Source organism: Moorena sp. SIO3I8, from assembly GCF_010692325.1.
GTDB lineage: Bacteria > Cyanobacteriota > Cyanobacteriia > Cyanobacteriales > Coleofasciculaceae > Moorena.
Map to the genome: position 1 here is coordinate 1 of NZ_JAAHHW010000100.1, position 24,260 is coordinate 24,260.

The window sequence follows — 24,260 nt, forward strand, 5'->3', positions numbered from 1 at the left end:
GGTGAACCTGGCCTGAAAACTCTCTGGCGAGGGCAAACGACCTTCTACCATTTGTTTGAAGGTTCACAACTTGCTTCTACATCCTAGTCTCTATCACCGTTTCGACTACTTTTGCCTAATGGATAGCCTTTTTTAAGGGGGGCTGGGGGGGATCATAATCTTGCGGAAAACTTTGAAAACACGCCCTAGGGAAGAAAGAAGAGGAAAGTTGGACGTGGGAAAAAATTCTGTTTAGCTCATTACTATGAGGATTGCTATAGTCGATTCCCGATTCCCGATTCCCGATTCCCGATTCCCGACTCCCGATTCCCGATTCCCGATTCCCGATTCCCGACTCCCGATTCCCGATTCCCGACTCCCTCGTTCTATAAAAAACATTCATCACATCTATTTTTAATAGTTGCTGCCCAACCAATAGGGGATTCTTCGGCATAAAATATAGCAGCGGGCAAGTGACCTTTAGGAGCGTCTAAACTAAAGGTTAAGTGAGAATAAGAATGCCAAGAATCGGCATCACCTTTGCGCCATCCTACTAGATCGGCGAATTGATTATAATCTTGACTAACTTGCTGCCACAGTTGAGACTGTACTCTAAATCCAAAATGACCTTGACTATAGTGCTCCCAAAGCTGATTAAGTGTTAGCAAATCGTCGCAGGGAAACTGTAGTAGGTCTGATTCTCTGAGATAATTCAACCCTTGAAGCCATTCTTGGTCTTTTTTACTAGCGTTTTGCTGTTGTCTAAGGGTTTTAGCTATGGATAATACAATTTTTTGGGTTTCCACATCAGCAGCTTTCCAATGCACTTCCATCAATAAGGTCTTAAGGTTTGTGTAGTCTATTTTTAGATTAGTCATAAGTTTAAGGAGTAGGGAGTAGGGAGTAGGGAGTAGGGAGTAGGGAGTAGGGAGTGGGGAGTAGGGAATCGGGAATCGGGAGTCGGGAGTCGGGAGTCGGGAATAGTAGGAAATAAAACCTAGGATTTTTTGATGTTATGATAACTCAGAATTGGGTTTCATGATCTAATTTAAAACTGGATCTAGTAATAAAATTACCAAATTACCCACACTTTCCACCCTCCGCACACTTCCCCTTGAATTTTCAATATTTTGATTTTTTTTAAAGTTTAATTTTATTTTTGATAAAAAAAAAAAGCGAATCAATCAAATAGCAACGCATAACTTTATATATCGTTTTGTTAGATGCAAATATCTTAATATTTAGCAATATTAATACTTATTAATTACACAAATTTGCCCCCGATTCCCGATTCCCGATTCCCGACTCCCGACTCCCGATTCCCTTTACTAAACATTTACATAATTCAGAGTTTAATGAATTTTCCTTAAATGTTCTAAAGCTTGCTGGATTTATATATAAAATACCCCTGGCAATAAAAATCAGCCATCACCTTGAAATAGATAACTACAGTTGTAAGCTATCAGCTAATGCTTACTTTAAAACTTTACTGAGAGAAAATAATCATGACTAGTAAACTAGCGATCGCATTGATCGCAATTAGCGTTTTCGATCTTTCCGCAAAAGGGGTTAGTGCTGCGTCGATTACCCCGATCAACCTTGACGATCTTACCCTGGGAGCAACCATCACAGGACCAGTGGGTCCGACAGTAGATGCATCCCTGATCAATGGTGACGGAAACAGCCTGGGGGACTTGACCAGTAGCGTTTCTTGTCCTGTTGGTTTTCTAACTTGTGTGCCGCCCCAAAATCCAGCGGGAACCATCTACACTTATATACACAAAGTTACCCCTGGTGTAGACTTTCCTAACGATCCCCCCTTCCCTCAACCGGATGGTTTACTTCGGTTTGATGATGTCAATCAGTTCGGGTTGGAGTTCAAAGCTGAAGGCTTTACAGGAGTTGCGGGCTATAGCTTTGGGGAAGCGAAGCAGGCACTGGGTTCGAGTGGGGAGTTTTCCATAAAGCTTGATCAAGATGGCAGTCTAGTTTGGAGTGTTGTCGGTGGATCAGATTGGAGTACTAATTCCGACACTCCAGAAACCATCTCCTTCTTTTGGCAAACCACACAACCCCCCATTGGTCCATTTGGGAGGTTCACGGCTAAGAATGATACCCAATCCGGGACAGGTAATGGTCCACTGCCTCTGGCAGTGCCAGTGCCTGAACCGATGTCGTCTCAGGGTCTACTGGCTCTGGGCTTTCTGGGCTTAGGATTAGTGGTTAAGAGAAGTATCGGTTCTAGTCTGTTTTAAGGGAACTAGGGAGTAGGGAGTAGGGAGTAGGGAGTCGGGAGGGTGGGAAGTTGCTAGTGGTGGGTTAGGGATGGGTTTGCTTTTGAGCCTCTTCGCGCTTGCAACAGCCGGTCCCGTAACGCACCACCCATCCGAATAGTTTTTGACGTTGCGTCAGTCTTTGAATGAATAGGAGTAGAGTGGGCATCCTGCCCGCGCGAAAATAAGCATGAAACTGGCAAGATGCCAGTTCTACACAAGATGCCAGTTCTACGCAAGATGCCAGTTCCACGCCTGATGCCCATTCTACGGCAAGATGCCTATTCCACCTCACTCTTAAAATCATTCCATTATTAAGCAACGCCTAGTTTTTGGTGTTATGATCAAGCCATGGGATCCGGCCAAAAATTCCTATAGCAATTCTCTTTCCCATGAGGTACAAAGTGATCCCCCGTTGGTCCCCCTTTTTAAGGGGGACTTTGACCTTGATAAGCGTACCTCATAAATGCAATAAACGCTATATATATTCTTGCTAATTTTGGAGATAGAGAAATGCTTTGTATTCCTATCCAACATTAGCTTTTAAACCAGGAGAGAGCAATGCTTCAAAGTTATGAAGCTATTATCGAAAATGGTCAACTTCAATGGTTAACAGATGCACCAAAAGTATCCAAAGCTCGTGTAATTGTGACAATTCTTTCGGATAGTGAACCAAAAGTATTGCGCCGGACTCCCTCAGCTTCCATTGCCGGTAAAGGTAGAACTTTGGGAGATTTGGTCACTTCCCTCGTTGAGGAAGAGGATTGGGATGGAATTATCAATTGGAGATCAAAAGATTTTACTAAATAGCTTGTAGGGTGGGCAAAAACCGTTTAGTTCTTTTGATAATTCTAGATCCTATAATTTTCCCACCCTACTTAATAGGCAAAAACTTTTGACTTCTGACTTCTAACTTCTGACTTGCGCGTAGCGCTATATCATTGGTTATTCCGCAACCAATTCGACAAATCTACGGAGCTGGTAAAATCTGCCATAGCAACTCCTAAACCTTCTAATTGTTCTAGAGATAATTGTTGAATTCCTTCTAGAATTTCTGAGGGTATTGCACCAAGTTTACCTTCCAGTTGACGGGATATCAGTCCCTGCATTAATAATCTCCCTTCTTCCCGGCCTTGTTCGAGAGCTTGACGAATTTCACCTTTGCGGTCTTCCATAAATACTTCTCGTTTGTGTAATTCCTCCAAGTCTTTTCTACTCATATTCGCTTGATTAGCTATGGTTAGCGCCTGAGCAATTTCCGGGATTTCTGATAAGGTATCGGGAATTGCTTCTAAATTTGGGGCTTCCTTCATAAAATATATCCATTTCTCCGATGCCGTTTCTAAGTGTTCTAAAGACCGGGAAAATTTCGGCAGTTCCACAAACACCATGGTTAGGTGTTCGTTTCGGTAGATAAAGTTTTTTTGCTCTTCTTTAAATACAAAACGAGTTAGGTATCGGTCGGTTTCCTCAAACATGGTGAAGTCGGTAATCGTTAAAGCAATCACCGGCTTACGTTTAGAAGACCTTTCCCCAGATTTTAATTGATTGCCATAGGTTTTGGCGAGATTATAGATTACTCGTTCATCAAAAACCGGGACATTTAACACTTGCATTTCAATAATTACCGTGGAGCCGTCATTTAGAATCGCCTTGACATCCAGGTAGGTATCCTTTAATTCCGTAGTATAGCCAGCATTGTATGGGTCAATGATATCTAAATTATTTATCCTAGATTCTCCTTGATATATCAAAGCATTTAGAAAGCTGATCAGAACTTCTTTACTCTCAGAGGAACCAAAGATTTTCTTAAAAGCAAAGTCGGTTTTGGGGCTGATAAATCTCATGGTTAATTATTTATTATTTATAGGTGGGTGGCCTTTGAAATATAAAATCTGACTCAGATCATAATTTTGTCCCTAAATCCGCTAATACTACTATTAAGGTTATGATTATTATATACTATAATAGTACAAATATACTTAATGCTATAAAATCGGATATATGGCAATAAAAAACCTTCAGCTATCAGCGGTCAGCTATCAGCCGTCAGCTATAGCAATCCGTGTAGGAATTGATAGAATTCTGATCCGAAGTTCCCTACTCCCTGTTCCCTGTTCCCTGTTCCCTTTGCTCAAACCATTTGTTTAATCTGAGTAAAGTCACACGCAGCCTGTGCCACAAAGCTGACCGCTGACCGCTGACCGCTGACCGCTGACCGCTGACCGCTGACCGCTGACCGCTGACCGCTGATAGCTGACCGCTGACCGCTGTATGCTTACCAAAAAAAGGGGTCTAAAGCCCCGTCCTTCGTTCGACGGCTTTTTTTAAAAAACAATGCCCTTGATAATGTGTACCAGGTGTGCTATTATAAAAGCATAAACAATAGACTTTTAAACTAAATAGATACTATCTAACCATAAGTAGGCAACGTGAAAAATATGTCTCAGATACATATTGCGTAATTTGGTCTAACGACTTAAACGTCTATGAAAAATTTAGATAAAAAAAGTATCTATTTAAGTAAATTTTGAAAAGGTACGGTGGGGCACACCGAAACCTAGGTCATAGACCAAATACGCTTGTGGAGAGGAGACCTCTATTTTTCCTGGCTCCGGCCTGGTTAAACAAGTCACCCCGTTGAAGCAAGAATCCCCGTCCTTCCAGGGCGGGGAGTGTCAACCTAAGGAATTTTAGCTAAAGCTTCGCGAACGACATCAGAACCAACACCAACCAAGCAGGAATTTTCAGTTAGATGACGTTTCCAAGCTCTACTACCTGGTTGCCCTGCAAATAATTGCAGCATATGTCTGGTAATTTTGTTAAGCTTAAAACCCTTGGCTACCCAGTGATCAATATAGGAAAACATAGCTTCGACAACCTGATGGCGAGTTGGGGGTATAAATCTATCGCTATAGATATCACAATCAGCTTTGGCAAACAGATAGGGATTGTCGTAAGCTGCACGCCCAATCATTACCCCATCGACATACTGCCGTTGTTCTTGCACTTGTTCAAGACTAGTGAATCCACCATTAATTTCCACGAATAAGTCAGGTAACTCCTGCTTGAGACGATGGACGTCACTGTAACGTAAGGGTGGGACGTTGCGATTCTCTTTTGGACTCAAACCCTGTAGCCAAGCCTTGCGAGCATGTACAGTAAAATGCTGACAACCGGCATCTGAGACAATGCGAACAAAATTAGCCATGTCTTCATAGCGGTCAAGGTGATCAATACCGATACGGTGCTTGACAGTAACGGGTATGTTCACTACTTTAACCATTGCCTCTACACAGCGTGCTACCTGTTCAGGCTGCGCCATCAAACAAGCTCCAAAATTGCCATTTTGCACTCGACTACTGGGACAACCAACGTTGAGATTAATCTGGTCATAGTCCATAGCTTCAGCAATTCGGGCGCATTCAGCTAAGTCACTGGGAGTGTCACCACCAACTTGTAAGACTAGGGGTTTCTCTTGTGGGGAAAAGCCTAGCAAGCGTTTGCGATCGCCATGAAGAATTGCTGCACTGGTGACCATTTCGGTGTAGAGTAATGTCCGTCGTGTAATCTGGCGCATGAAATAGCGATAGTGGCGGTCAGTGCGATCCATCATTGGCGCAATACTTAAGGGATAACCGCTACTAATAATTTTGGATTCAGTTGGAAGTGATTCGGGTGAAATAGCTGTACTCGGAGCAGTCATGGGTTGAGGCAGTTACTTAGGGAGCAGGGAGCAGGGAGCAGGGAGCAGGGAAGTCGGAAGTGGAAAAACAATCCTGTGTACCTGATAGTTATGCAAACCGCCGTATCCCCAGCCTAGCAATTTAGATTGACCTAATTGATTTCGTTGAGTTTCAATTACTTAAACAATCACGCGCGATAACTTTCACTTGCTGATAATTCAATTTTCCTTGACCATTGCGCGGTAAAGATTCTACCGCCACCCAATCCTTAGGACACTTGAATTTACTCAAATTCCCCTCTACCTTTTGTTGCACCATCGCAACAGAAACCTGATCGGAACTAGGCACAAAAACAGCGGTTACCACTTGACCCCAATAGTCATCGGGTAAGCCAATCACACAAACATCACTGACGAGCCCTGTGCCACGAATTACCTGTTCTACCTCAGCGGGAAACACATTTTCACCACCGGTAATAATTTTGTTACTGCGACGGCCAACAGTATATAAGTAACCCTGTTGATCGAAATAGCCTAAATCGTCCGATTGTAGCGTTTGGAGTCTGTTGGGAAATTTACTTACCTCAGACTCTAGGGCAAGATTTTTGCTAGGGCTATAGTAGCCATGGAATAAGGACTTTGCTTCAATAGTAATCACACCAGTTTGATTAGCCTTGAGAATTTCTCCATTACCATTGCGAATGGTCACCTTAGCATGGGGTAACACCTGACCACAACTATTGTTACCACTGTTACCACTGAGGAAATCCTCAGGTTTAAGGGTGACTACACCAGAAGCGGTTTCGGTCATGCCATAGGTAAGAGCTAAAGGAATATGATACTGTTTTGCTTGTGTTAATAGGGATTCCCAAGCCGGAGCACCGCCTAACAAGACTGTCCGAAAGCGGGATAACCAGTCAGCCGCATCTTGGTTGATGAGCTTGGCTAGTTGAGTCGGTACCAGAGAGATAAAAAATTCTTTGGGATCAATGTCTCGTCCTTCCCCAGCTTTCAAGGCTTTGAAGGGCAAAATTACCATACGTCCGCCTGTAGTAAGCGATCGCATAAACTGCATCAAACCACTGACATGATAAAGAGGCAAGACACAAAAGGAATTCACTGGCTTGTTCCCAAAATACTGATGAAACCCTGCTACTGATGCCATTAAGGTTTCCCAAGTGTGAATCGCAAAGCGGATTTTGCCAGATGAGCCCCCTGTAGGAATCATAATGAGTGCTGAGGGCGGATTATTGATTATTGAATATTGATTATTGAGTGTTGAGTGTTTATTATTGAGTGTTGATGGCTCAATGATACTGGCTAATTCTCCGATAATTAGATCGGGATGGATTTGGTTAAGGACTTGTTGCCATTCTGGTTTTACCCAGTAGGGATTCCCTAAGAATACATGACAATTACTGGAAACAGCAGCTAGGAAAGCGGCGATAAATTTAAGAGGACTTTGCTCTACTAAAAGAATTTTCGGTGCTTTTTCCTGGGAAAGTTGGGAGAATTGCTGACAGTATTGCTCAATGAGTTGGTTAAGTTGCTGACTGTCATAGCCAATCAGCCATTGTTCACCAGAACGTTGTTGGACATAGCTTAGGGGCTGCTGGACGTATGAATCTTGCCGATATTTGCTCTTTAAAGCTTCAACCATCTAACCAAATAACCTTAACACCCAATAACTTTAAACATTCCAACCTTCAATCATCTAACCAAATAACCCAATAACCAAATAACCCAATAACCTAAAAACCCAATAACCTAAAAACCATCAAACCTTCAACCATCAAACCTTCAACCATCAAACCTTCAACCATCAAACCTTCAACCATCAAACCTTCAACCATCAAACCTTCAACCATCAAACCTTCAACCATCAAACCTTCAACCATCAAACCTTCAACATTCCAACCTTCAACATTCCAACTTTCAACCATCTCTTAAACCTTAATCAAACCAATGGTTGACACCAAAACCTACAGCGCGCTTGAAGTCAGAGAGTTCTGCGGCTAACTGGAGAACCGCTTGTTGACCAATGGTAGTTTCCAAGGCGGATGAAAAGACGGTATCAATTGGATAGGTTTGGTAAAACTGCCGTAGTCGTTTCCGAGAACCTGCGATCGCAGCTTTAATCACAAAAATGCCTCGCCATCCCCGCTGGTAACACTGTTCAAGTTGGTCAAGGGTTGCCACCGATTCATCTAATGCGATCGCAGTCGAATAGTTGTGGCTCATCTCCAACATCACATCGAACTGCTCTGGAGGTAGGGGCTGTTCGATAAACTCAACCGCTCCAATGGTGTCACATACCATCAGCCACTGCTCAGCTTCTTGTTTAGTCAATCCCCCATTGGCATCCAAACGCAATTGGCCAGAAGCAGGTATTGCTTCAACCAACTCCTTAACTATCTTGACTTCATCCTCAATCGGAGCAATACCAATTTTCCATTTAAAGCTTCGGTATCCCTGATTCCAGGGAGCTTCCCAGGACTGTTTTGCTGCTTCATAACTCGGCAACAAGTAACTGTAGTGTTGTTTGCTTTGTTCAAAGTCTTTTGTAGAAAGTCCTTTGCCCATCACTAGCTCCCAAGCCGATTCAAACCCAAATTGACAGCAAGGTAGTTCAGCAGGAATGGCGAAAATCTCCTCTGTAGTAATCTCCTGAGGTAATTGCTCGCAAAAATTAAAGGCTTGTTCCAGAGTTTCCGAACCAAACCAAGGGATAGGAGCAATTTCACCCCAGCCAATGTTCCCTATTTCATCACTAAGGCTAAGAATGATACCTTCTCTGACTGTCCATTGGCCATGACTGGTAGACAGGGGATGTTTAAAGGGACGCTGGTATGGGTGAAACTTGAACTTATAGTTGGTCATTTATTACGGCGGTTTGCAATTGGGTGAGGTACAAATTCCTGGGTTTTAGGGAACAGGGAACAGCTAACAGGGAACAGGTAAGAGGGAATAGGTAAAAAATCCTGTGTACCTAATAGTTATGAAAAACGCTGTAATTGCTAATTGCTATTGCGCTGCATCCCGATTCCCGATTCCCTATTCCCTATTCCCTATTCCCTATTCCCTATTCAACACTTCTAGGTTTAGTTAATACCAATACTCCTAAGGTTCCGCCAACAATCGGGTAGTGAGTTGCACGAAAACCTACTTGCCGTGCTAAAGATTCTTGCTCCGGACCACGGGGGAATCGCTGTACACTAGGCCAGATATAGGCATACTCTTCCTCAAGTCCTTGCTGACTGGCTAGGGGAACAACAATAGTTTCCATATACCACTGTTGAAACTGTCGAAACAGAGCCTGAGACGGTAAGTGAAAGTCAAGAATTGCTGCTTTAGCCCCTGGTTTAAGAATACGGTAAATTTCCTTTAGGCTCTTGGGGATATCTACGACATTACGTAATCCATATCCCATAGTTGCTCCGTCAAAGGTATTGTCAGCAAATGGTAAATCTAAAACATCCGCCTCTACCCAGTCAATCTGTGGTTCAGAGGATTTTTGTTTTGCGATCGCTAACATCTGGGGAGCAAAATCGACTCCATACACCTTTCCTTGAGTGCCTACTTTCTCCGCTAATAGTCGAGTCAGGTCTCCACTGCCACAACACAGGTCAACACAGGTATCTCCTGGCTTAGGTTCAGCCCATTTAACCGTCATCAGCTTCCAAATTCGATGCTGACCCCAACTGATCCAGTCATTTAGCTGGTCATAGTTAGAAGAGATATTATCAAAAATTCCCTGAATCGCCTGGGATTGGTCTGACATGATTCGTTCAATTAAGGTTAATTAAGGTTAATTAAGAAACCGACACCCAACAAGAGTCCACTCCAAAAATGTAGCGCTACGGCAATAAACTTACAATTACTCACCTTTTCCGGTTGGTTGTAATTAGCGTTAACATGGCGGCAAAGCTTGATAGCAAAAGGCAATCCTACCAAACTGAGTAATGTCGATATGGGGAATAGCCCCATGATCACAAACCCAGCAGTAGCAGCAAATAGGCTACCACAAATCCAGGGCAACAGTTTAGCACCCCTTTTGGTGCCAAGGCGAACAATAGGCGATCGCTTCCCAGCTGCTATATCATCCTTTACTTGGTGAAAATGGGAGCAAAATAGAATTAACGTAGTCGCCAGACCCACAATTATCGATGCCGCCAGGTTAGTGACAGACCAACTCTGGGTTTGACTGTAGTAGGCAGCTGACATACCTAACGGACCAAAGCTCAAAAAGACCAGAATCTCTCCTAGACCTTGGTAGCCCAGGCGAAAGGGAGGTCCTTGGTACATATAGCCAAGGCTGCAGCATAGGAGTACTAACGCCATCACTGTTAAGTCTTGCTGCCACCAGCAGATCAGTAGCATACCAAGGATACCCAGTCCTAAACACAGGTTCCCTAGCCAAAAAATCAAGGATTTGTTTCCCGTCAGGTTGACTATCGAGTGAGGTTTGTTTGTATCAATCCCAGTCTCAGAGTCAAACACATCGTTACTCAGATTCTCCCAAGCCAGAATCAGAATCGAAGCACTGACAAAGGTCAAAAATATCGTCCAATTGAAGTGATTGGTCTCAAACCATGCCACAGCAGCTGCCACCCAAACATACATAATTGCCACGCTATACATGGGGGGCTTGATTGCTGCTAGCCACAATTTCCGTTTGGAGTTAGGAGCTTTAATTGTGTTTGTTGTCATAATAGTCACGGAATATGAATGCAAGTCGTGCTAGGCTCACCGTCAAACCATCAACCAATACTGCTGGGACTCTTCAAGCCTTGGGTAAATGGTCTTCAACGGTGTTAAGGGGCAGCAATAGCAGAATACCATTAATCCCAATCAAGGTCGTGAATTGATAATACGTCAATTTATGTAAATTTTATTGACAAAATCTTAACTAAAGTGATAAAAAAACTACTATTACTATAGGACTTACGCAAAACTGAACCCCAAACTCTATAAGTAGTAGGGTGCGTTAATAACGCACCCTGTAAGTCTTGTAATCAATCCTAAAAAGTATGACTAAAAAGTATGACCAGTAATGTAAGAGTGCTAGAAAGGGATACTCTAGATATCAAGTCGAAACAGCCAAGATTTGGACTGCAATCTAAATTGGTAGGCTTAGCCTTGGCAATCAAAAAGTATTTACCAGAAACTATCAATACCTTAAGCAAAGTTATTGGTAATCGAATCAGACTCTTAGAAAGAGCAGAAATGCTGGCAGATGCCACCAGTTTCCAACGCACTGCAATTATTATGTCAGCTGTGAAACTTGGTGTTTTTGATTATCTGCACAAGCATCCCGGAGTTTCTGCTAATTTAGTAGCCAGGGATTTGAATCTTAATTTGATATCAACTGAGCGATTGCTGAGGGTTTTGGAGAGTCTTGGTTATCTCAAAATTAGCCAAAATAATCATAATCAAGGTTTTGGCTATGTTAATACCCAAATGACTAAGAATTACTTAGTTATAGAAAGTCCAAGTTATTTGGGAGATTATTACAATCTAGTCTCTCAGACATGGTCATCCTGGTTATCATTAAACTTAACTATCCAAACCGGCAGCTCAAATCAGCAGATGGATTTGTTTAATGGTAATGATGAAACCCTTTATGAGTACTATGCATTTGCTAACGAATATCTGAAAGAACCCTCCCGAGAATTGTTCACTAAAATTCCTCTTGATCAGGTTAAGAGAATTATTACTGGCGAAGTGGGTATTACCTTTATAGGCAAGCTACTGGAACGCAAGCCTGATGTAGACTTTGTGCTGGCAGGCTTGGAAAATCAAATTGATTTTTTAGATCGACTTTTAAGCAAGTATCCTTTACCTAAATCTCCGGAAGAGATTATTATATCTGCCGAAGGAAACGCTTTGTCTGACCAGTGGGGTGCTAAAGAAGAATATGATATTGTCTTCTTATTTAGAAAATTGTCGTACAGCGATTATGGTAGCCAGTTTATCAAAAAATCTTTTCAGGTTTTAAGACCAAAGGGTATGGTGATTATCCTAGAACCTAGCACTGACAGTTTGGTTCCTTCACCATCATTTTTGCCAGAATTAGAAATAATGGATTTATTGATTGGCGGAGTTAAAGCTCCCTCTCTTTACTCTACCGATAAAATTGTTAACCTCTTAAGAGAAGTAGGCTTCATCAAAACTGAAGTGGTGTCTACCCAAAAGGGCAGCTTTTTATTTGTAGTAGGTTGGAAAAATTAATCAGGGATTATCTATACTGGTATCCCCTTGATTTCCGTCTTGACTAGTGACCCAATAAATGATTAGTCATCCAAAGCAAAATTTTTACTACCAAAACTAGGGCTCATCATTAAAATTAAAAGAATGATGCTGAGCAATTCTAGAGTAAGGGCAATAAAAATTCAACCAAAATGTGATAGCGATGCAGCGCGGTCTTGGGGGTTCCCCCCATGAGCGACTGCATCAAGAATAGAGCAAGGATTATAACCATAGTAAGCCTTGAGCATCAAAATTCTTGCAATATTTTGTCAATAGTTACGATAATACTGCCTATTTATTGATTTTTGCCCTTACCCTGCTTTTCTTAATTGCCAAACATGCTGATAATTGATCATTAGTAACTATAAAGTCTGTGAATTAAATAAGTTATGTAAATACAAGTTAAGAAATATGTAGTAAAGAGCGATCGCGTAGCGTGACCATTCGCGTAGCGTGGCCCAAAGGCCAAGGTCAATCGCGTTTGTGTTGTCGTTCATTGAGGTAAACACTCCTGTAATTCAAGAAAGCCTATATATGTCAGTCATTCCCTGCCCTGCTAAGCTGTTTCATGAGCATAAAGAGTTACATCAGTTTCTACTAGCTTGCCAGAAAAAATCTCAAAAACAAGGTATTGCAAAAATTGCCAGTATTTCTCAAGAAATTCCCCCCCTCGACCCACTGGCGGTTTTTCAGGCAATTCGGGATAGAGCCGCTCCTTTTGCCGCCACCCCCGAGCCCCTACACTTCTATTTTGAAAATAGAAGTAATCAAGAATCAATTGTTGCTATTGATGCGGCTGTTGACCTTAATTTAGCTGGTGAGCAACGGTTCTATAAAGCGCAAAAATTTATCGACTCATGTCTAGCTAACACCATAATTAGTGGTGAAATACAGCAGCGATTGGCTGGACCTCATTTCTTCTGTAGCTTTACGTTTTTTGGTGATCAGCTTAATAGTAACCACCCTTTCCCATCTGCCACTATTTTTCTACCTCGTTGGCAAATTTCACTTTGTCAAAGCCGATGTGTAGTAGTGGCTAATCTTGAAATCAACTCTCAAGTTAATCTGGATTGGCTGGTCGAAAGCCTAGGTCGGCAGTTCAATCTAATCAGCTCTTCTGGTCGTCTGCTCTACTGTTTTACTGGTAAGGCTAACCATCATCAATTTCTCAAGCAAGATTCAAAAAAAGCCAAAGACTTCAAGTTATCGGTTTCATCAGCCTTAAAATCTATCCAAGCCAATCAATTTAGCAAAATTGTCCTTTCCCAAGCCGTGGATGTGGTCTCACCAATACCCTTTAGTCTGGTGGATTCTCTGGACAATTTGCGCCATAACTATCCAGATTGCTATATTTTTTCCATCAGTAACGGCAAAGGCAAAAACTTTATTGGCGCTAGTCCTGAACGTCTGATTAGTATTTACGACCATCAGTTAGAGACGGATGCTTTAGCAGGGTCTGCTCCACGAGGTAAAACCCCAGCTGAAGATGCGGATTTGGCGAACCAATTACTTAGTAGTGAAAAAGAGAGACGTGAACATAACGCAGTGAGTGAATTTATTATCCAACGTCTTTGTCAACTGGGTTTGGAACTGGATTTTTCGCCATCTCCCCAACTGCTGAAACTCTCGAATATTCAGCATTTATGGACTCCGATTAAAGCAGCATTACCAGCTGATGTCAATCCCCTAGATATTATAGCGAAATTGCATCCTACTCCAGCAGTGGCTGGTGTTCCTACCAAAATTGCTTGTGAGCAAATCCGACACTACGAAACCTTTGACCGTTCTCTTTATGCTGCTCCCCTCGGATGGATAGATTATCAAGGTAATAGTGAATTTATCGTTGGGATTCGGTCTGCTTTGATAGCAGGTAATCACGCTCGACTCTACGCTGGTGCTGGAATTGTTGCTGGCTCTGATCCCAATAAAGAACTCGCGGAAATTAACCTGAAGCTAATGGTGCTTCTTAAAGCCTTAGTTTAACCCTGTGTTCATTGGTGGTTGCTGTTGGATAATCAGTTACAATAATTTAGCTATTATGAATTATAACAATTAGTTTTGATAAATGGGATATCAATTTAACTATGAGTTAAGAGGAAACCGAGAGCAACCACGGATTCTTTTTTGCCATGGATTCATGGGTAGCAGCCAGGAATTTGATGAAGCAATATCATTACTCTGTGAGGAATTTTGTTGTCTAGCTGTTGATTTACCTGGTCATGGTAAAACCAAAGTTTTAGGTGGGGATGAGTGCTACACCATGCCAAACACTGCTCACGCCTTAAAGAACTTACTAGAGCAGTTAAACTTTGAACCATGTTTTTTAGTTGGCTATTCTATGGGAGGTCGATTAGCTCTCTACATGACCCTTCATTTCCCCCAATGTTTTAGTAAAGTACTACTCGAATCAGCATCTCCAGGGCTAAAGACTGAAGAAGAACAATTAAAGCGTCGTCAACGAGATTGGCAAATTGCCGAAAAATTGGAAACTGGGGATTTATTGACCTTCTTATCAAATTGGTACAATCAGCCTCTGTTCAGCTCCCTCAAGCAGCACCCTAACTTTGAACAGATGATCAAGATTCGACAACAAAATAACCCTCTGGAATTAGCTAAATCTCTGCGTCATATGAGTACAGGATGCCAACCATCTCTGTGGGAATCACTCCAACATAATCAAGTTCCTTTGCTTTTGCTAGTCGGAGACTATGATCATAAATTTAAATCGATTAACTCAGAAATAGTAACACGTTGTACAGAAGCTAAGTTAAACGTCATTGCTGATTGTGGACATAACATCCATTTTGAGAACGTCAATGAATTTGTTAAAAATGTCAGAGATTTTTTTTAGGGAGTAGGGATTAGCGATTAGGAATTAGGGTAGTCAACCGTCAACTGTCAACAAAACCGAATCAACATTTAAAATAATCAAATAAAATGTTGATTAACCTAATTGAATGCCTATTGATTTTCGCAACACCAATAGCCTCTGGGCTTCCATACTGGTAGAAACCCTACAGCGCTTGGGATTGACCACAGCAATCATCTGTCCAGGGTCACGCTCAACCCCTCTAACTGTTGCGTTTGCTCAACACCCACAGATCGAGGCGATTCCAGTTCTAGATGAACGTTCAGCCAGCTTTTTCGCCTTAGGCATTGCTCGACAATCGGGAAAACCAGTTGTACTGGTTTGTACCTCTGGCACGGCTGGGGCTAATTTCTATCCCGCTGTGATTGAAGCCAGAGAAAGCCGAGTGCCACTATTGGTATTGACTGCTGACCGTCCCCCAGAACTCCAAGATTGTCATTCCGGACAAACCATTGACCAAATCAAATTATACGGCAACTATCCCAACTGGCAAAGTACCCTAGCGGTACCTCAAGCTGATATCAGTATGCTCCGTTATCTACGGCAAACCGTAGTTCATGCTTGGGAGCGAGCCTCCTTTGGCAGCACTCCACTAACACATTTTCCTACCCCTGGTCCAGTACACTTAAATCTACCTTTCCGTGACCCTCTCCCACCTATTCCCGACACAACCACTAACCCATTAAAATCCCAATTACAACCAGAAGAATTCTTCGCTCACTGTCAAGAGCAAGCTGTAACTGACAACCTGCAACCTACAACTTATAACCTGGAACCTGCAACCGGTAAAATCCTAGAACAGTGGCAAGAATCCCAGGAAGGAATTATTATCGCTGGTCCAGCTCAACCCCAAAATCCCAAAGACTATTGTAATGCGATCGCATCCTTGTCCAAAACCTTAAGATGGCCTGTATTAGCAGAAGGGCTCTCACCGGTAAGAAACTATTGTGACCTCAACCGAGATCTAATTTCCACCTATGACTTGATCCTGCGTAATCCACGATTAGCGCAACAGCTAAAACCCACAATGGTTATTCACATCGGTGAACTACCGATTAGCAAAGAATTGCGTGCTTGGTTGGATAAATGTCAACCGCGACGTTGGGTGATTGACCCTAGCCACCACAACCTCGACCCCCTCCATGGCAAAACAACTCATCTGCGCATGAGTGTAGAACAACTGGGGATATGGGTAAAGGAGTTGAAGGTTGACAGGTTGAAGGTTGACGGTTCACCACTGTTGAAGGTTGAAAGGTTGAAGGTTGAAAGGTTGAAGGTTGAAAGGTTGAAGGTTGTTCGCGTTCGCGCAGCGTCGCCTACGGCGAAAGCGTGGCCTTTTGGCCAAGGTTCACCACCGTTGAAGGTTGACGGTTCTAACCTGCAACCTGATAACCTGCAACCTGATAACCTGCAAGCTGATAACCTGCAAGCTGATAACCTGCAAGCTGATAACCTGCAACCAGATAACCTGCAACCAGATAACCTGCAACCAGATAACCTGCAACCTGCAACCAATACCAACCTGCAACCTGCAACCCAACCTTACCTACAAAAGTGGTGTGAGGCTGAAGCGAAGGTCAGGGCAAAGGTTGATCAAACAATGACTAAAATGAGTCAGTTGTTTGAAGGCAAAGCTGCTTGGTTACTGTCCCAATGTCTACCACCGGAAACACCTCTATTTATTGCTAACAGTATGCCAGTCAGAGATGTGGAGTTCTTTTGGAAACCTGGTAACACCAGGATTCGACCTTGGTTTAATCGGGGCGCTAATGGGATTGATGGTACCTTATCAACAGCTTTAGGTATTGCTCATCGTAATCAAAGCAGTGTGATGCTAACGGGTGACTTAGCATTTTTGCATGACACCAATGGTTTCCTAATTAAAAACAAGTTTGTTGGTCATTTAACCATTATCTTAATTAATAACAATGGTGGTGGCATTTTCGAGATGTTGCCCATTGCCAAATTTGACCCACCCTTTGAAGAATTCTTTGCCACACCCCAAGATGTCAATTTTTATCAGTTGTGTCTGAGTTATGGAGTAGAGCACCAGCTGATTCAATCATGGCAGCAGCTGAAGCAACGTTTAAAACCACTTCCTAGCCAAGGCATTAGAGTGTTAGAATTGCCCACTGACCGTAGAAAAGATGCTAGTTGGCGTCAAGATTATTTTCATTATAATTACTACTGATTTGTTTTTAATAACTAACATGAACCATGCGATTTCTTCCGGAAACTTTTGCATGATATAGCGCTTTATCAGCCTCGGATAATAAATTATATGGGGATGATTGTCCTGTGGTAATAGTACTGGCACACCCTAGGCTGACGGTAACAATGTCACTCACCAGAGAACCAGAATGAGGGATCGCCTTTTTGTAGAGTTTAGTTTCAATGGTTTCTGCTACCTGAATAGCGCCTTGTATATCAGTACTCGGCAACATTACCACAAATTCCTCACCCCCATAGCGAGCCACCATATCCGCTGGACGCTTTGCTGCTTGATCAAGGATTTGAGCAACTTGTTTAAGACACTCATCTCCTGATTGGTGTCCATAAGTGTCATTGTAAAGCTTAAAAAAATCAATGTCACACAAAACTAAAGATAATGGCTTTTCTTCCCGTGCCAGTCGAGACCATTCGTTGTTCAAATATTCGTCAAAGGCTCGGCGGTTGGCAACTTGGGTTAAGCCATCGATAGTAGCCAGGCGTTCCAACTCTTTATTGGCGATTTTTAACTGTTTCATTGTCCAACTTGATTCAATCAAACGATGTACTCTTCGTCGCAAAACTGCCCAGTTAATTGGCTTAGTTATATAATCGGTTGCACCGGCTTCAAACGCTCGTTCTACAGATTCCTCATCATGGAGGGCTGTAATCATTAGTATAGGAGGACATTCGGAACCAAAGTTATCCTTCAATTTAGCACAGCAGGTAAACCCATCAATTATGGGCATTCTGGCATCTAAAAGCACAATGTCTGGCAATTGCTGCTCACAGATATTCAGACATTGCTCACCGTTGCTAGCTTCAATGACTTTATATCCTTCCTTTGTCAAGCTACGACGTAGCACCAAGCGCATGATCTTCTCATCATCAACCACGAGAACCTGAGGAGTTTTATTCTTAAAGTTATTCAAGTCAGTATTATCCATTATTGCTGCTTGAGTCAGTCATGTATTTCTGAACGGTAGCTCTTTGTTATTTTGTCTAGAAATTAAGGGGAATTTTGCTCGGCAATATCTGTTTAATCTAACCTAGGAAAATTAAATCTTCTAAAGATTAGTCTTCCGATCAAGTCGTCACCCCTGAAATTGTTATAGCCGAATCCTTTACCTAAACAGGATTTTGGCTTATTCAATATCAATTAATCTAGACCGACGGACTTGGAAACACTCCTGCATCCAGTGGTAAGGCCACTAATGAGATAAGTTAACCTATTCAACAACAGTCAATTTTTCCCAGGCAGTGCTATTCCTAGTAAAATGAGAGAAACAGCTATCCTGGAAGCCCTATTGTCAAGTACCCACTGAACTAATGGCACTTTCCTCGATCATTCGGACACTAGAGCACTCCCCTCTCACCAGTGAACTACTCACGAAACTAAATCGCCAACAGTATCTATCTCTGAATGGTATTCCCCGTTTGCCAAAGGGATTAGTAGCATCAGCCCTGGCCAAGGCAGACCAACGCCTCCTATTCGTAGTCTGTAGCACCCTAGAAGAAGCAAGTCGCTGGGCAACCCAACTGGAAGCCATGGGTTGGGATACAGTCCACTTATACCCCACCTCAGAAGCATCACCCTATGAACCCTTTGACCCAGAGTCGGAAATGACCTGGGGACAAATGCAAGTATTGGCAGATTTGGTCGAAAGCCTGAAGGTTGACAGGTTGCCAGTTGAAAGTTCTGACTTACAACCTTCGTTGGTTCAACCTTCAACTGATCGGATGGCGATTGTTGCCACTCAAGCAGCACTCCAACCCCACTTGCCCCCTGTCGATGCCTTTAAGCCCTACTGCCTTACCCTTAACCAGGGCATGACTTGGGATGGGAAAAACCTTGATAAAAAGTTAGCACAGCTGGGTTATGAACGGGTTCCCCTAGTGGAAACAGAAGGTCAGTGGAGTCGGCGCGGTGATATTGTAGATGTTTTCCCCGTAGCTTTAGAATTGCCAGTGCGGCTGGAATGGTTCGGGGATGAGTTAGAGCAGTTGCGGGAGTTTGACCCCGCAACCCAGCGTTCCCTGGATAAAATTGACGGCATCGTGCTGACCCCCACGGATTTTGGTCACATTATTAGCCAAGTGCTGAGAACCTCAAAGGCTGAACTAATCCAATCTTATCTCTCACCTCAGGAGCAAGAATCTTTCGAGGGAGGTCAGTCTTTAGAGGGTAGCCGCCGTTTCTTGGGTATTGCCTTTGACCAGCCAGCCTCTCTACTGGATTACCTGCCAGAAAATACTTTAATTGTCATTGATGAACCAGAACAGTGTGCTGCCCATTGCGATCGCTGGGTGGAACATGCCCAAGAACAATTAGAGGAACTGAATCATTCCCTGCCCTGTCTCCATCGTTATTTTGATCATGTTCTAGAGTTGAAGGTTAACCAGTTCCAGGTTGAAGATTCAAACCTTGGCCAAAAGGCCACGCTACGCGAACAACCTACTAACCTTCAACCTACTAACCTTCAACCTACTAACCTTCAACCTACTAACCTTCAACCTAATAACCTTGGCCAAAAGGCCACGCTTCGCGAACAACCTACTAACCTTCCACCAATCCTGTATTTGTCAGAATTGGTGGAAGAAACTAGCCAAAATGCCGTTAATCTGGCTAGCCGCTCTGTACCAGTAACACCCCACCAGTTTGCCAAACTAGCGGAAGTACTGCGAGAGCAAAGCGATCGCCGTTTCTCTATTTGGCTGGTTTCTGCCCAACCTAGTCGTTCCGTTGCCCTGCTCCAAGAACATGATTGTCCGGCCCAGTTTGTCCCCAACCCTCGGGATTACCCAGCTATTGACAAATTAAATCTCCAGAGGACAGCGGTAGCAGTCAAGTATTCGGGCTTAGCAGAACTAGAGGGATTTATCCTCCCTACTTACCGGATCGTGGTGGTAACAGACCGGGAGTTCTTTGGGCAGCATACCTTGGCAACTCCCAGTTATATCCGTAAGCGCCGCCGTGCTGCCTCCCAACAGGTTGACCCCAATAAGCTACGTCCAGGGGATTATGTGGTTCACAAGAATCATGGGATCGGTCAGTTCCTCAAGCTGGAAAAATTAAGCATAAATAATGAAACTCGCGAGTATTTGGTGATCAAGTACGCTGATGGTTTGCTCCGGGTGGCAGCGGATCAGTTGGGGGTACTATCTCGGTTTCGACATACAGGTACCGGTTTGCCTCAACTCCACAAGATGTCCGGTAAAACCTGGGAGAAAACCAAAAATCGTGTCCGTAAAAGTATTAAGAAAGTAGCGGTGGATTTGCTGAAGCTCTATGCCCAGCGAGCACAGCAGTCCGGTTATTGCTTTCCACCGGATTCCCCTTGGCAGCAGGAATTAGAAGATTCTTTCCCCTACCAACCTACTCCTGACCAACTCAAGGCGATACAGGATGTGAAACGGGATTTAGAAAGCGATCGCCCTATGGATCGGTTAGTTTGTGGGGATGTGGGGTTTGGTAAAACAGAAGTGGCAATTCGGGCTATTTTTAAAGCTGTCACCTCTGACAAGCAAGTAGCTTTCCTTGCCCCGACCACTATCCTTACTCAGCAGCATTATCATACCATCAAAGAACGGTTTTCTCCCTACCCCATCAATGTCGGTCTACTCAACCGCTTTCGTACCCCTCAGGAAAGGCGTGATATTCTCCAACGCCTGAAAACTGGGGAGTTAGATGTGGTGGTAGGTACCCATCAGTTACTGGGGAAGAGTGTAACGTTTCGAGAGTTAGGGCTGCTGGTGATAGATGAAGAACAGCGGTTTGGTGTCAACCAAAAGGAAAAAATTAAATCTTTCAAAACTCAAGTAGATGTATTGACCCTCAGCGCTACTCCCATTCCCCGTACCCTCTATATGTCCTTATCGGGGGTACGAGAAATGAGTTTGATTACTACACCACCCCCCTTACGGCGTCCCATTAAAACCCACTTATCTCCCTATAAACCAGAAGCTGTCCGCACCGCCATTCGTATGGAACTTGACCGAGGTGGTCAGGTATTCTATGTCGTACCTCGGGTTGAAGGGATTGAAGAAGTTGCTGCGGAACTCAGGGAAATGATCCTTGAGGCCAGAATCGCCATTGCTCACGGTCAGCTCGACCCAGCCGAATTAGAGTCAATTATGCTCACCTTTAGCAACGGTGAGGCAGATATCCTAGTGTGTACTACGATTATTGAATCTGGGCTCGATATTCCTAGAGTCAACACCATTTTGATCGAAGATGCTCACAAATTTGGTCTTGCCCAACTGTACCAATTGCGAGGAAGAGTAGGTCGGGCGGGGATTCAAGCCCACGCTTGGTTACTTTATCCGAACCAGAAGGTACTCTCAGAAGCAGCCAAGAAACGTTTACGAGCAATTCAGGAGTTCACTCAACTCGGGTCAGGTTATCTGTTAGCAACCCGGGATATGGAAATTCGAGGGGTGGGGAATCTCCTAGGTGTAGAACAATCCGGTCAAATGGAAGCCATTGGCTTTGACCTCTACATGGAAATGCTGCAAGAAGCGATCAAGGAAATTCAAGGGCAAGAAATTCCTCAAGTAGATGATACCCAGATTGACCTTCAGATCACAGCCTTTATTCCCGCTGACTATATTCCAGATTTAGACCAAAAAATTAGTGCTTATCGAGCAGTAGCTGCAGCAGCCTCCCAGAAGGAGTTAGCACAGATCGCAGCAGCTTGGAGCGATCGCTATGGTCCAATTCCCTCAGTGGCAGAGCAATTACTGCGGGTGATGGAACTAAAACAGTTAGGGAAGTCTTTGGGATTTGCCCGAATTCGACCTGAGGGTAAACAACACATTATCCTAGAAACCCCCATGGAGGAACCAGCCTGGAAGTTACTCCAAGAGAACCTGCCCCAACATTTGCGATCGCGTTTTGTCTATTCTCCTGGTAAAGTTACAGTTCGTGGTCTAGGTCTAGTCAAGACCAACAAACAGCTAGAGAGCCTGATTGAATGGTTAGGTAAGATGCAAGGGGCACTGCCAGAACCTACTGTGGTTGGGTTACCCGAATCCCCAATCCCTAATGCCTATAACAGTCAACAGTCAACCAATTAGTTTTAACAAAAGTTCATAGTTTGATTGGTCTTTCTTCTTTTAACCTTTACCAAACCTTTCCATTCTATTTTTATGCTTGAAATAAGGTAAGCTGTTAGCTTTTTAATAGTGAAAAAACCATTAAAAAGCTAGATTTATTATAGTTTTTATCTGAAAGCTTACCTAATAAGTTAAGTGGTAACAATTGAGCTCATGTCCGGTTGTTTTGGTAGTGTTCATCGTTGATTATCTTTTTGGTAATAGGTAATAGCTCGGGAGTAATCCCAATTACCAATTACCAATTACCAATTACCAATTACAAAAGCGTCAGCTGTCAGCCGTCAGCTGTCAGCCGTTGGCCTTAGGCCAATGGCTGATAGCTGAATGCTTACACAAAAGCTTTACAATACCTAGACTCCCGGACATGCTATGAATTCTAACTATATAAATTTTTATAAATTACCGCCAATATGGCAATACAGCTCAATAGTAATCGTGTTTGATTACTTGATGTCTACCTACTTAACTAGAACTCTGTAAAACTGAGATCTTGCACCATTTTCATTAATCGTAGGGTGGGCAGTGCCTACCAACGAGCTTTGCAAGCTTCATTATCTGTCTAGTGCACTGCCCACCCTACATGAACTACATGAACTTAACTAGAACTCTGTAAAAGCTATTCCACCGGAATACCTTAGCTGAGGACTTTATTGACTAATTTTAGAGGTGTATAGCCATGTTCAGAACCAACAAGCACAGTACCAATCCACTCCTCTCAGAGGTAGCTGATCTCAATAGCAGTCTCACTCCGCCTGAGCCACTGCCCAAAAAACGTGTTGATTTACTCAAACCTGTGCGCCGATGGCTGGATCACATAGAAATTACAGATCAAACCCTAGCTAGATTCCTGTCCAAAATTATTCCTGGTCAATGTCCCTTTGAGCGGGATTTAAAACTTTTCGGTCACTTAGTACTACACATCCCTCCCCTATGTAAGCTCAACCCTCTCTACGAGCAATTAGCTAGCCTGCGTTTCCGCGCCCTCTGTTACCTAGTGGATCAGTGTGGGGAGGATATTGAATTTTACGCTTGAGAGGGGTAAAATACCCCTTGCTACTGATCCTGAGCAAGGGGCTTCTAAGTTTAAAGGAGACTGCTGGTTAGACGCCTTTCGACCGCGAACAGGTCTTATATCATGTCAGGATAATTACCTTCTCTGTTTCGGCTAGTATTCACACTTGTGAATGACCTAAACCAAAAAAAAGGCTTCCTCCACAGCAGAAAAGCTTTGTTTGACGTATTCCGCCTTCTATTCTAAACAGAGAGGCTATGAATTTCAATCTGATCAGTTATATTTATGTTAATTATTTTTTAAATTTTGCAACATTAGATTGCCAATTAGTAGTTAGTAATCAAAACGCAACCATTCAGCCTAGGGCAGCTGAATGCTTACCTCAAAACTACTAACTACTAATAACTAATCAATCACAGGAGATAAGAGCTAATCGCCTTAATTTCTAGTTAAGGCGATTAGTCGCCACCGATCTTTGGTGGTAATCCCAGTTTGTGCAATAAGCTTACTCAGCTGTAGCTAGTTCTGTGCTACCACGAACGCGACGACGGGTAAGGGTGTTGTATAGCATTATACCAATGGCTTTAATCAGGTTACCCTCCAGTTCCTGGAACATCTTCATATTCATGCCAAACGCGGCATTAGCTTCTTCCACAATCCGATCCGCTGTGGCATCATCAATGGGTAGCTCATCCATGGCTTGCCGATAGTTGGCCTTGAATCCCTTCTCATCAGGGATTTGTTTGAATTCATAAAAAGCAGTACCTTGCCCATCTGATAAGTTCATCCCGCGCTGGGCAATCTTTTTGAGAATTTGTCCGCCAGATAAGTCCCCTAGATAGCGGGTGTAGGAGTGAGCAACCAATAGTT

General features: G+C 43.2%; 23 protein-coding genes and 1 pseudogene. 10 read left to right on the forward strand and 14 right to left on the reverse strand.

Annotated features, from left to right (window positions below; genetic code table 11):
• Positions 1–244 precede the first annotated feature (244 nt).
• Complete coding sequence (locus tag F6K51_RS27295; protein ID WP_293026035.1) at positions 245–397, forward strand: hypothetical protein; 153 nt, start codon at positions 245–247, stop codon at positions 395–397.
• Here the strand turns inward: F6K51_RS27295 and F6K51_RS27300 are convergent.
• On the reverse strand, positions 366–857 hold the full coding sequence (locus F6K51_RS27300; protein ID WP_293026037.1) for a GUN4 domain-containing protein: 492 nt from the start codon (positions 855–857) through the stop codon (positions 366–368). The genes F6K51_RS27295 and F6K51_RS27300 overlap by 32 nt on opposite strands.
• Positions 858–1,484: 627 nt before the next feature.
• On the opposite strand from F6K51_RS27300, the gene F6K51_RS27305 reads away from it, so the two are divergent.
• Complete coding sequence (locus F6K51_RS27305; RefSeq protein ID WP_293026039.1) at positions 1,485–2,234, forward strand: exosortase, PEP-CTERM interaction domain protein; 750 nt, start codon at positions 1,485–1,487, stop codon at positions 2,232–2,234.
• A 64-nt stretch (positions 2,235–2,298) separates the two neighbouring features.
• Here the strand turns inward: F6K51_RS27305 and F6K51_RS27310 are convergent, their stop codons facing one another.
• Positions 2,299–2,559 carry a hypothetical protein gene (locus F6K51_RS27310; protein WP_293026041.1) on the reverse strand — a complete coding sequence of 87 codons (261 nt, stop codon included), beginning with the start codon at positions 2,557–2,559 and terminating at the stop codon, positions 2,299–2,301.
• Positions 2,560–2,813: 254 nt separating this feature from the next.
• Between F6K51_RS27310 and F6K51_RS27315 the strand changes: the two genes are divergently transcribed.
• Positions 2,814–3,062: a hypothetical protein gene (locus F6K51_RS27315; RefSeq protein WP_293026043.1), complete on the forward strand. Its 249-nt coding sequence runs from the start codon at positions 2,814–2,816 to the stop codon at positions 3,060–3,062.
• 128 nt (positions 3,063–3,190) lie between these two features.
• On the opposite strand, the gene F6K51_RS27320 is transcribed toward F6K51_RS27315, so the two are convergent.
• On the reverse strand, positions 3,191–4,099 hold the full coding sequence (locus F6K51_RS27320) for an Rpn family recombination-promoting nuclease/putative transposase (RefSeq protein WP_293026045.1): 909 nt from the start codon (positions 4,097–4,099) through the stop codon (positions 3,191–3,193).
• Positions 4,100–4,256: 157 nt separating this feature from the next.
• On the opposite strand from F6K51_RS27320, the gene F6K51_RS27325 reads away from it, so the two are divergent.
• Entirely contained in the window at positions 4,257–4,403 is a 147-nt protein-coding gene (locus F6K51_RS27325; protein WP_293026047.1) for a hypothetical protein, read from the forward strand.
• Positions 4,404–4,414: 11 nt separating this feature from the next.
• Here F6K51_RS27325 and F6K51_RS27330 read toward each other — a convergent pair whose 3' ends face one another.
• The 7 genes from F6K51_RS27330 to menA all read right to left on the reverse strand — a co-directional run bounded on the left by F6K51_RS27330 (position 4,415) and on the right by menA (position 10,647).
• Positions 4,415–4,537 (reverse strand): hypothetical protein, encoded by a 123-nt coding sequence (locus tag F6K51_RS27330; protein ID WP_293026049.1) that lies wholly within the window; start codon positions 4,535–4,537, stop codon positions 4,415–4,417.
• A gap of 398 nt (positions 4,538–4,935) precedes the next feature.
• Positions 4,936–5,958, reverse strand: a complete 1,023-nt coding sequence (dusA, locus tag F6K51_RS27335; protein ID WP_293026051.1) for a tRNA dihydrouridine(20/20a) synthase DusA — start codon at positions 5,956–5,958, stop codon at positions 4,936–4,938.
• 151 nt (positions 5,959–6,109) lie between these two features.
• A complete protein-coding gene (locus tag F6K51_RS27340) occupies positions 6,110–7,597 on the reverse strand; it encodes a 2-succinylbenzoate--CoA ligase (protein WP_293026053.1) in 1,488 nt (495 codons plus the stop codon).
• Between the two features lie 91 nt (positions 7,598–7,688).
• Positions 7,689–7,880, reverse strand: coding sequence for a hypothetical protein (locus F6K51_RS27345; protein WP_293026055.1), 192 nt, complete (start codon positions 7,878–7,880; stop codon positions 7,689–7,691).
• Positions 7,881–7,890: 10 nt separating this feature from the next.
• Positions 7,891–8,817, reverse strand: coding sequence for an o-succinylbenzoate synthase (locus tag F6K51_RS27350; RefSeq protein WP_293026057.1), 927 nt, complete (start codon positions 8,815–8,817; stop codon positions 7,891–7,893).
• 202 nt (positions 8,818–9,019) lie between these two features.
• On the reverse strand, positions 9,020–9,718 hold the full coding sequence (gene ubiE, locus F6K51_RS27355; protein WP_293026059.1) for a bifunctional demethylmenaquinone methyltransferase/2-methoxy-6-polyprenyl-1,4-benzoquinol methylase UbiE: 699 nt from the start codon (positions 9,716–9,718) through the stop codon (positions 9,020–9,022).
• A gap of 17 nt (positions 9,719–9,735) precedes the next feature.
• The gene (menA, locus tag F6K51_RS27360; protein WP_293026061.1) at positions 9,736–10,647 is read right to left on the reverse strand and encodes a 2-carboxy-1,4-naphthoquinone phytyltransferase; all 912 of its coding nucleotides are present in this window, start codon (positions 10,645–10,647) and stop codon (positions 9,736–9,738) included.
• Between the two features lie 429 nt (positions 10,648–11,076).
• Here menA and F6K51_RS27365 point away from each other — a divergent pair, with 429 nt between their 5' ends.
• Positions 11,077–12,168 carry a methyltransferase dimerization domain-containing protein gene (locus F6K51_RS27365; protein WP_293026063.1) on the forward strand — a complete coding sequence of 364 codons (1,092 nt, stop codon included), beginning with the start codon at positions 11,077–11,079 and terminating at the stop codon, positions 12,166–12,168.
• Positions 12,169–12,548: 380 nt separating this feature from the next.
• Here the strand turns inward: F6K51_RS27365 and F6K51_RS27370 are convergent, their stop codons facing one another.
• Positions 12,549–12,683, reverse strand: coding sequence for a hypothetical protein (locus F6K51_RS27370; protein ID WP_293026065.1), 135 nt, complete (start codon positions 12,681–12,683; stop codon positions 12,549–12,551).
• Positions 12,684–12,720: 37 nt separating this feature from the next.
• Here F6K51_RS27370 and F6K51_RS27375 point away from each other — a divergent pair, with 37 nt between their 5' ends.
• The 3 genes and pseudogenes from F6K51_RS27375 to menD all read left to right on the forward strand — a co-directional run.
• On the forward strand, positions 12,721–14,169 hold the full coding sequence (locus F6K51_RS27375) for an isochorismate synthase (RefSeq protein ID WP_293026067.1): 1,449 nt from the start codon (positions 12,721–12,723) through the stop codon (positions 14,167–14,169).
• Positions 14,170–14,251: 82 nt separating this feature from the next.
• Entirely contained in the window at positions 14,252–15,037 is a 786-nt protein-coding gene (menH, locus tag F6K51_RS27380) for a 2-succinyl-6-hydroxy-2,4-cyclohexadiene-1-carboxylate synthase (RefSeq protein ID WP_293026069.1), read from the forward strand.
• A 106-nt stretch (positions 15,038–15,143) separates the two neighbouring features.
• Positions 15,144–16,226: pseudogene (gene menD, locus F6K51_RS38620) on the forward strand (2-succinyl-5-enolpyruvyl-6-hydroxy-3-cyclohexene-1-carboxylic-acid synthase); the annotation flags it as partial.
• Here menD and F6K51_RS38625 read toward each other — a convergent pair.
• Entirely contained in the window at positions 16,211–16,576 is a 366-nt protein-coding gene (locus F6K51_RS38625) for a pentapeptide repeat-containing protein (protein ID WP_365940267.1), read from the reverse strand. The pseudogene menD and the gene F6K51_RS38625 sit on opposite strands and share 16 nt — an antisense overlap.
• Before the next feature lie 677 nt (positions 16,577–17,253).
• Entirely contained in the window at positions 17,254–18,210 is a 957-nt protein-coding gene (locus tag F6K51_RS27390; RefSeq protein WP_293026073.1) for a PleD family two-component system response regulator, read from the reverse strand.
• A 382-nt stretch (positions 18,211–18,592) separates the two neighbouring features.
• Between F6K51_RS27390 and mfd the strand changes: the two genes are divergently transcribed.
• Positions 18,593–22,339, forward strand: a complete 3,747-nt coding sequence (mfd, locus tag F6K51_RS27395; protein WP_293026075.1) for a transcription-repair coupling factor — start codon at positions 18,593–18,595, stop codon at positions 22,337–22,339.
• 715 nt (positions 22,340–23,054) lie between these two features.
• Complete coding sequence (locus F6K51_RS27400) at positions 23,055–23,411, forward strand: Mo-dependent nitrogenase C-terminal domain-containing protein (RefSeq protein ID WP_293026077.1); 357 nt, start codon at positions 23,055–23,057, stop codon at positions 23,409–23,411.
• Positions 23,412–23,895: 484 nt separating this feature from the next.
• On the opposite strand, the gene F6K51_RS27405 is transcribed toward F6K51_RS27400, so the two are convergent.
• Positions 23,896–24,260 (reverse strand): biliverdin-producing heme oxygenase (locus tag F6K51_RS27405; RefSeq protein ID WP_293026079.1); only part of this gene is annotated, 365 nt, incomplete at its 5' end.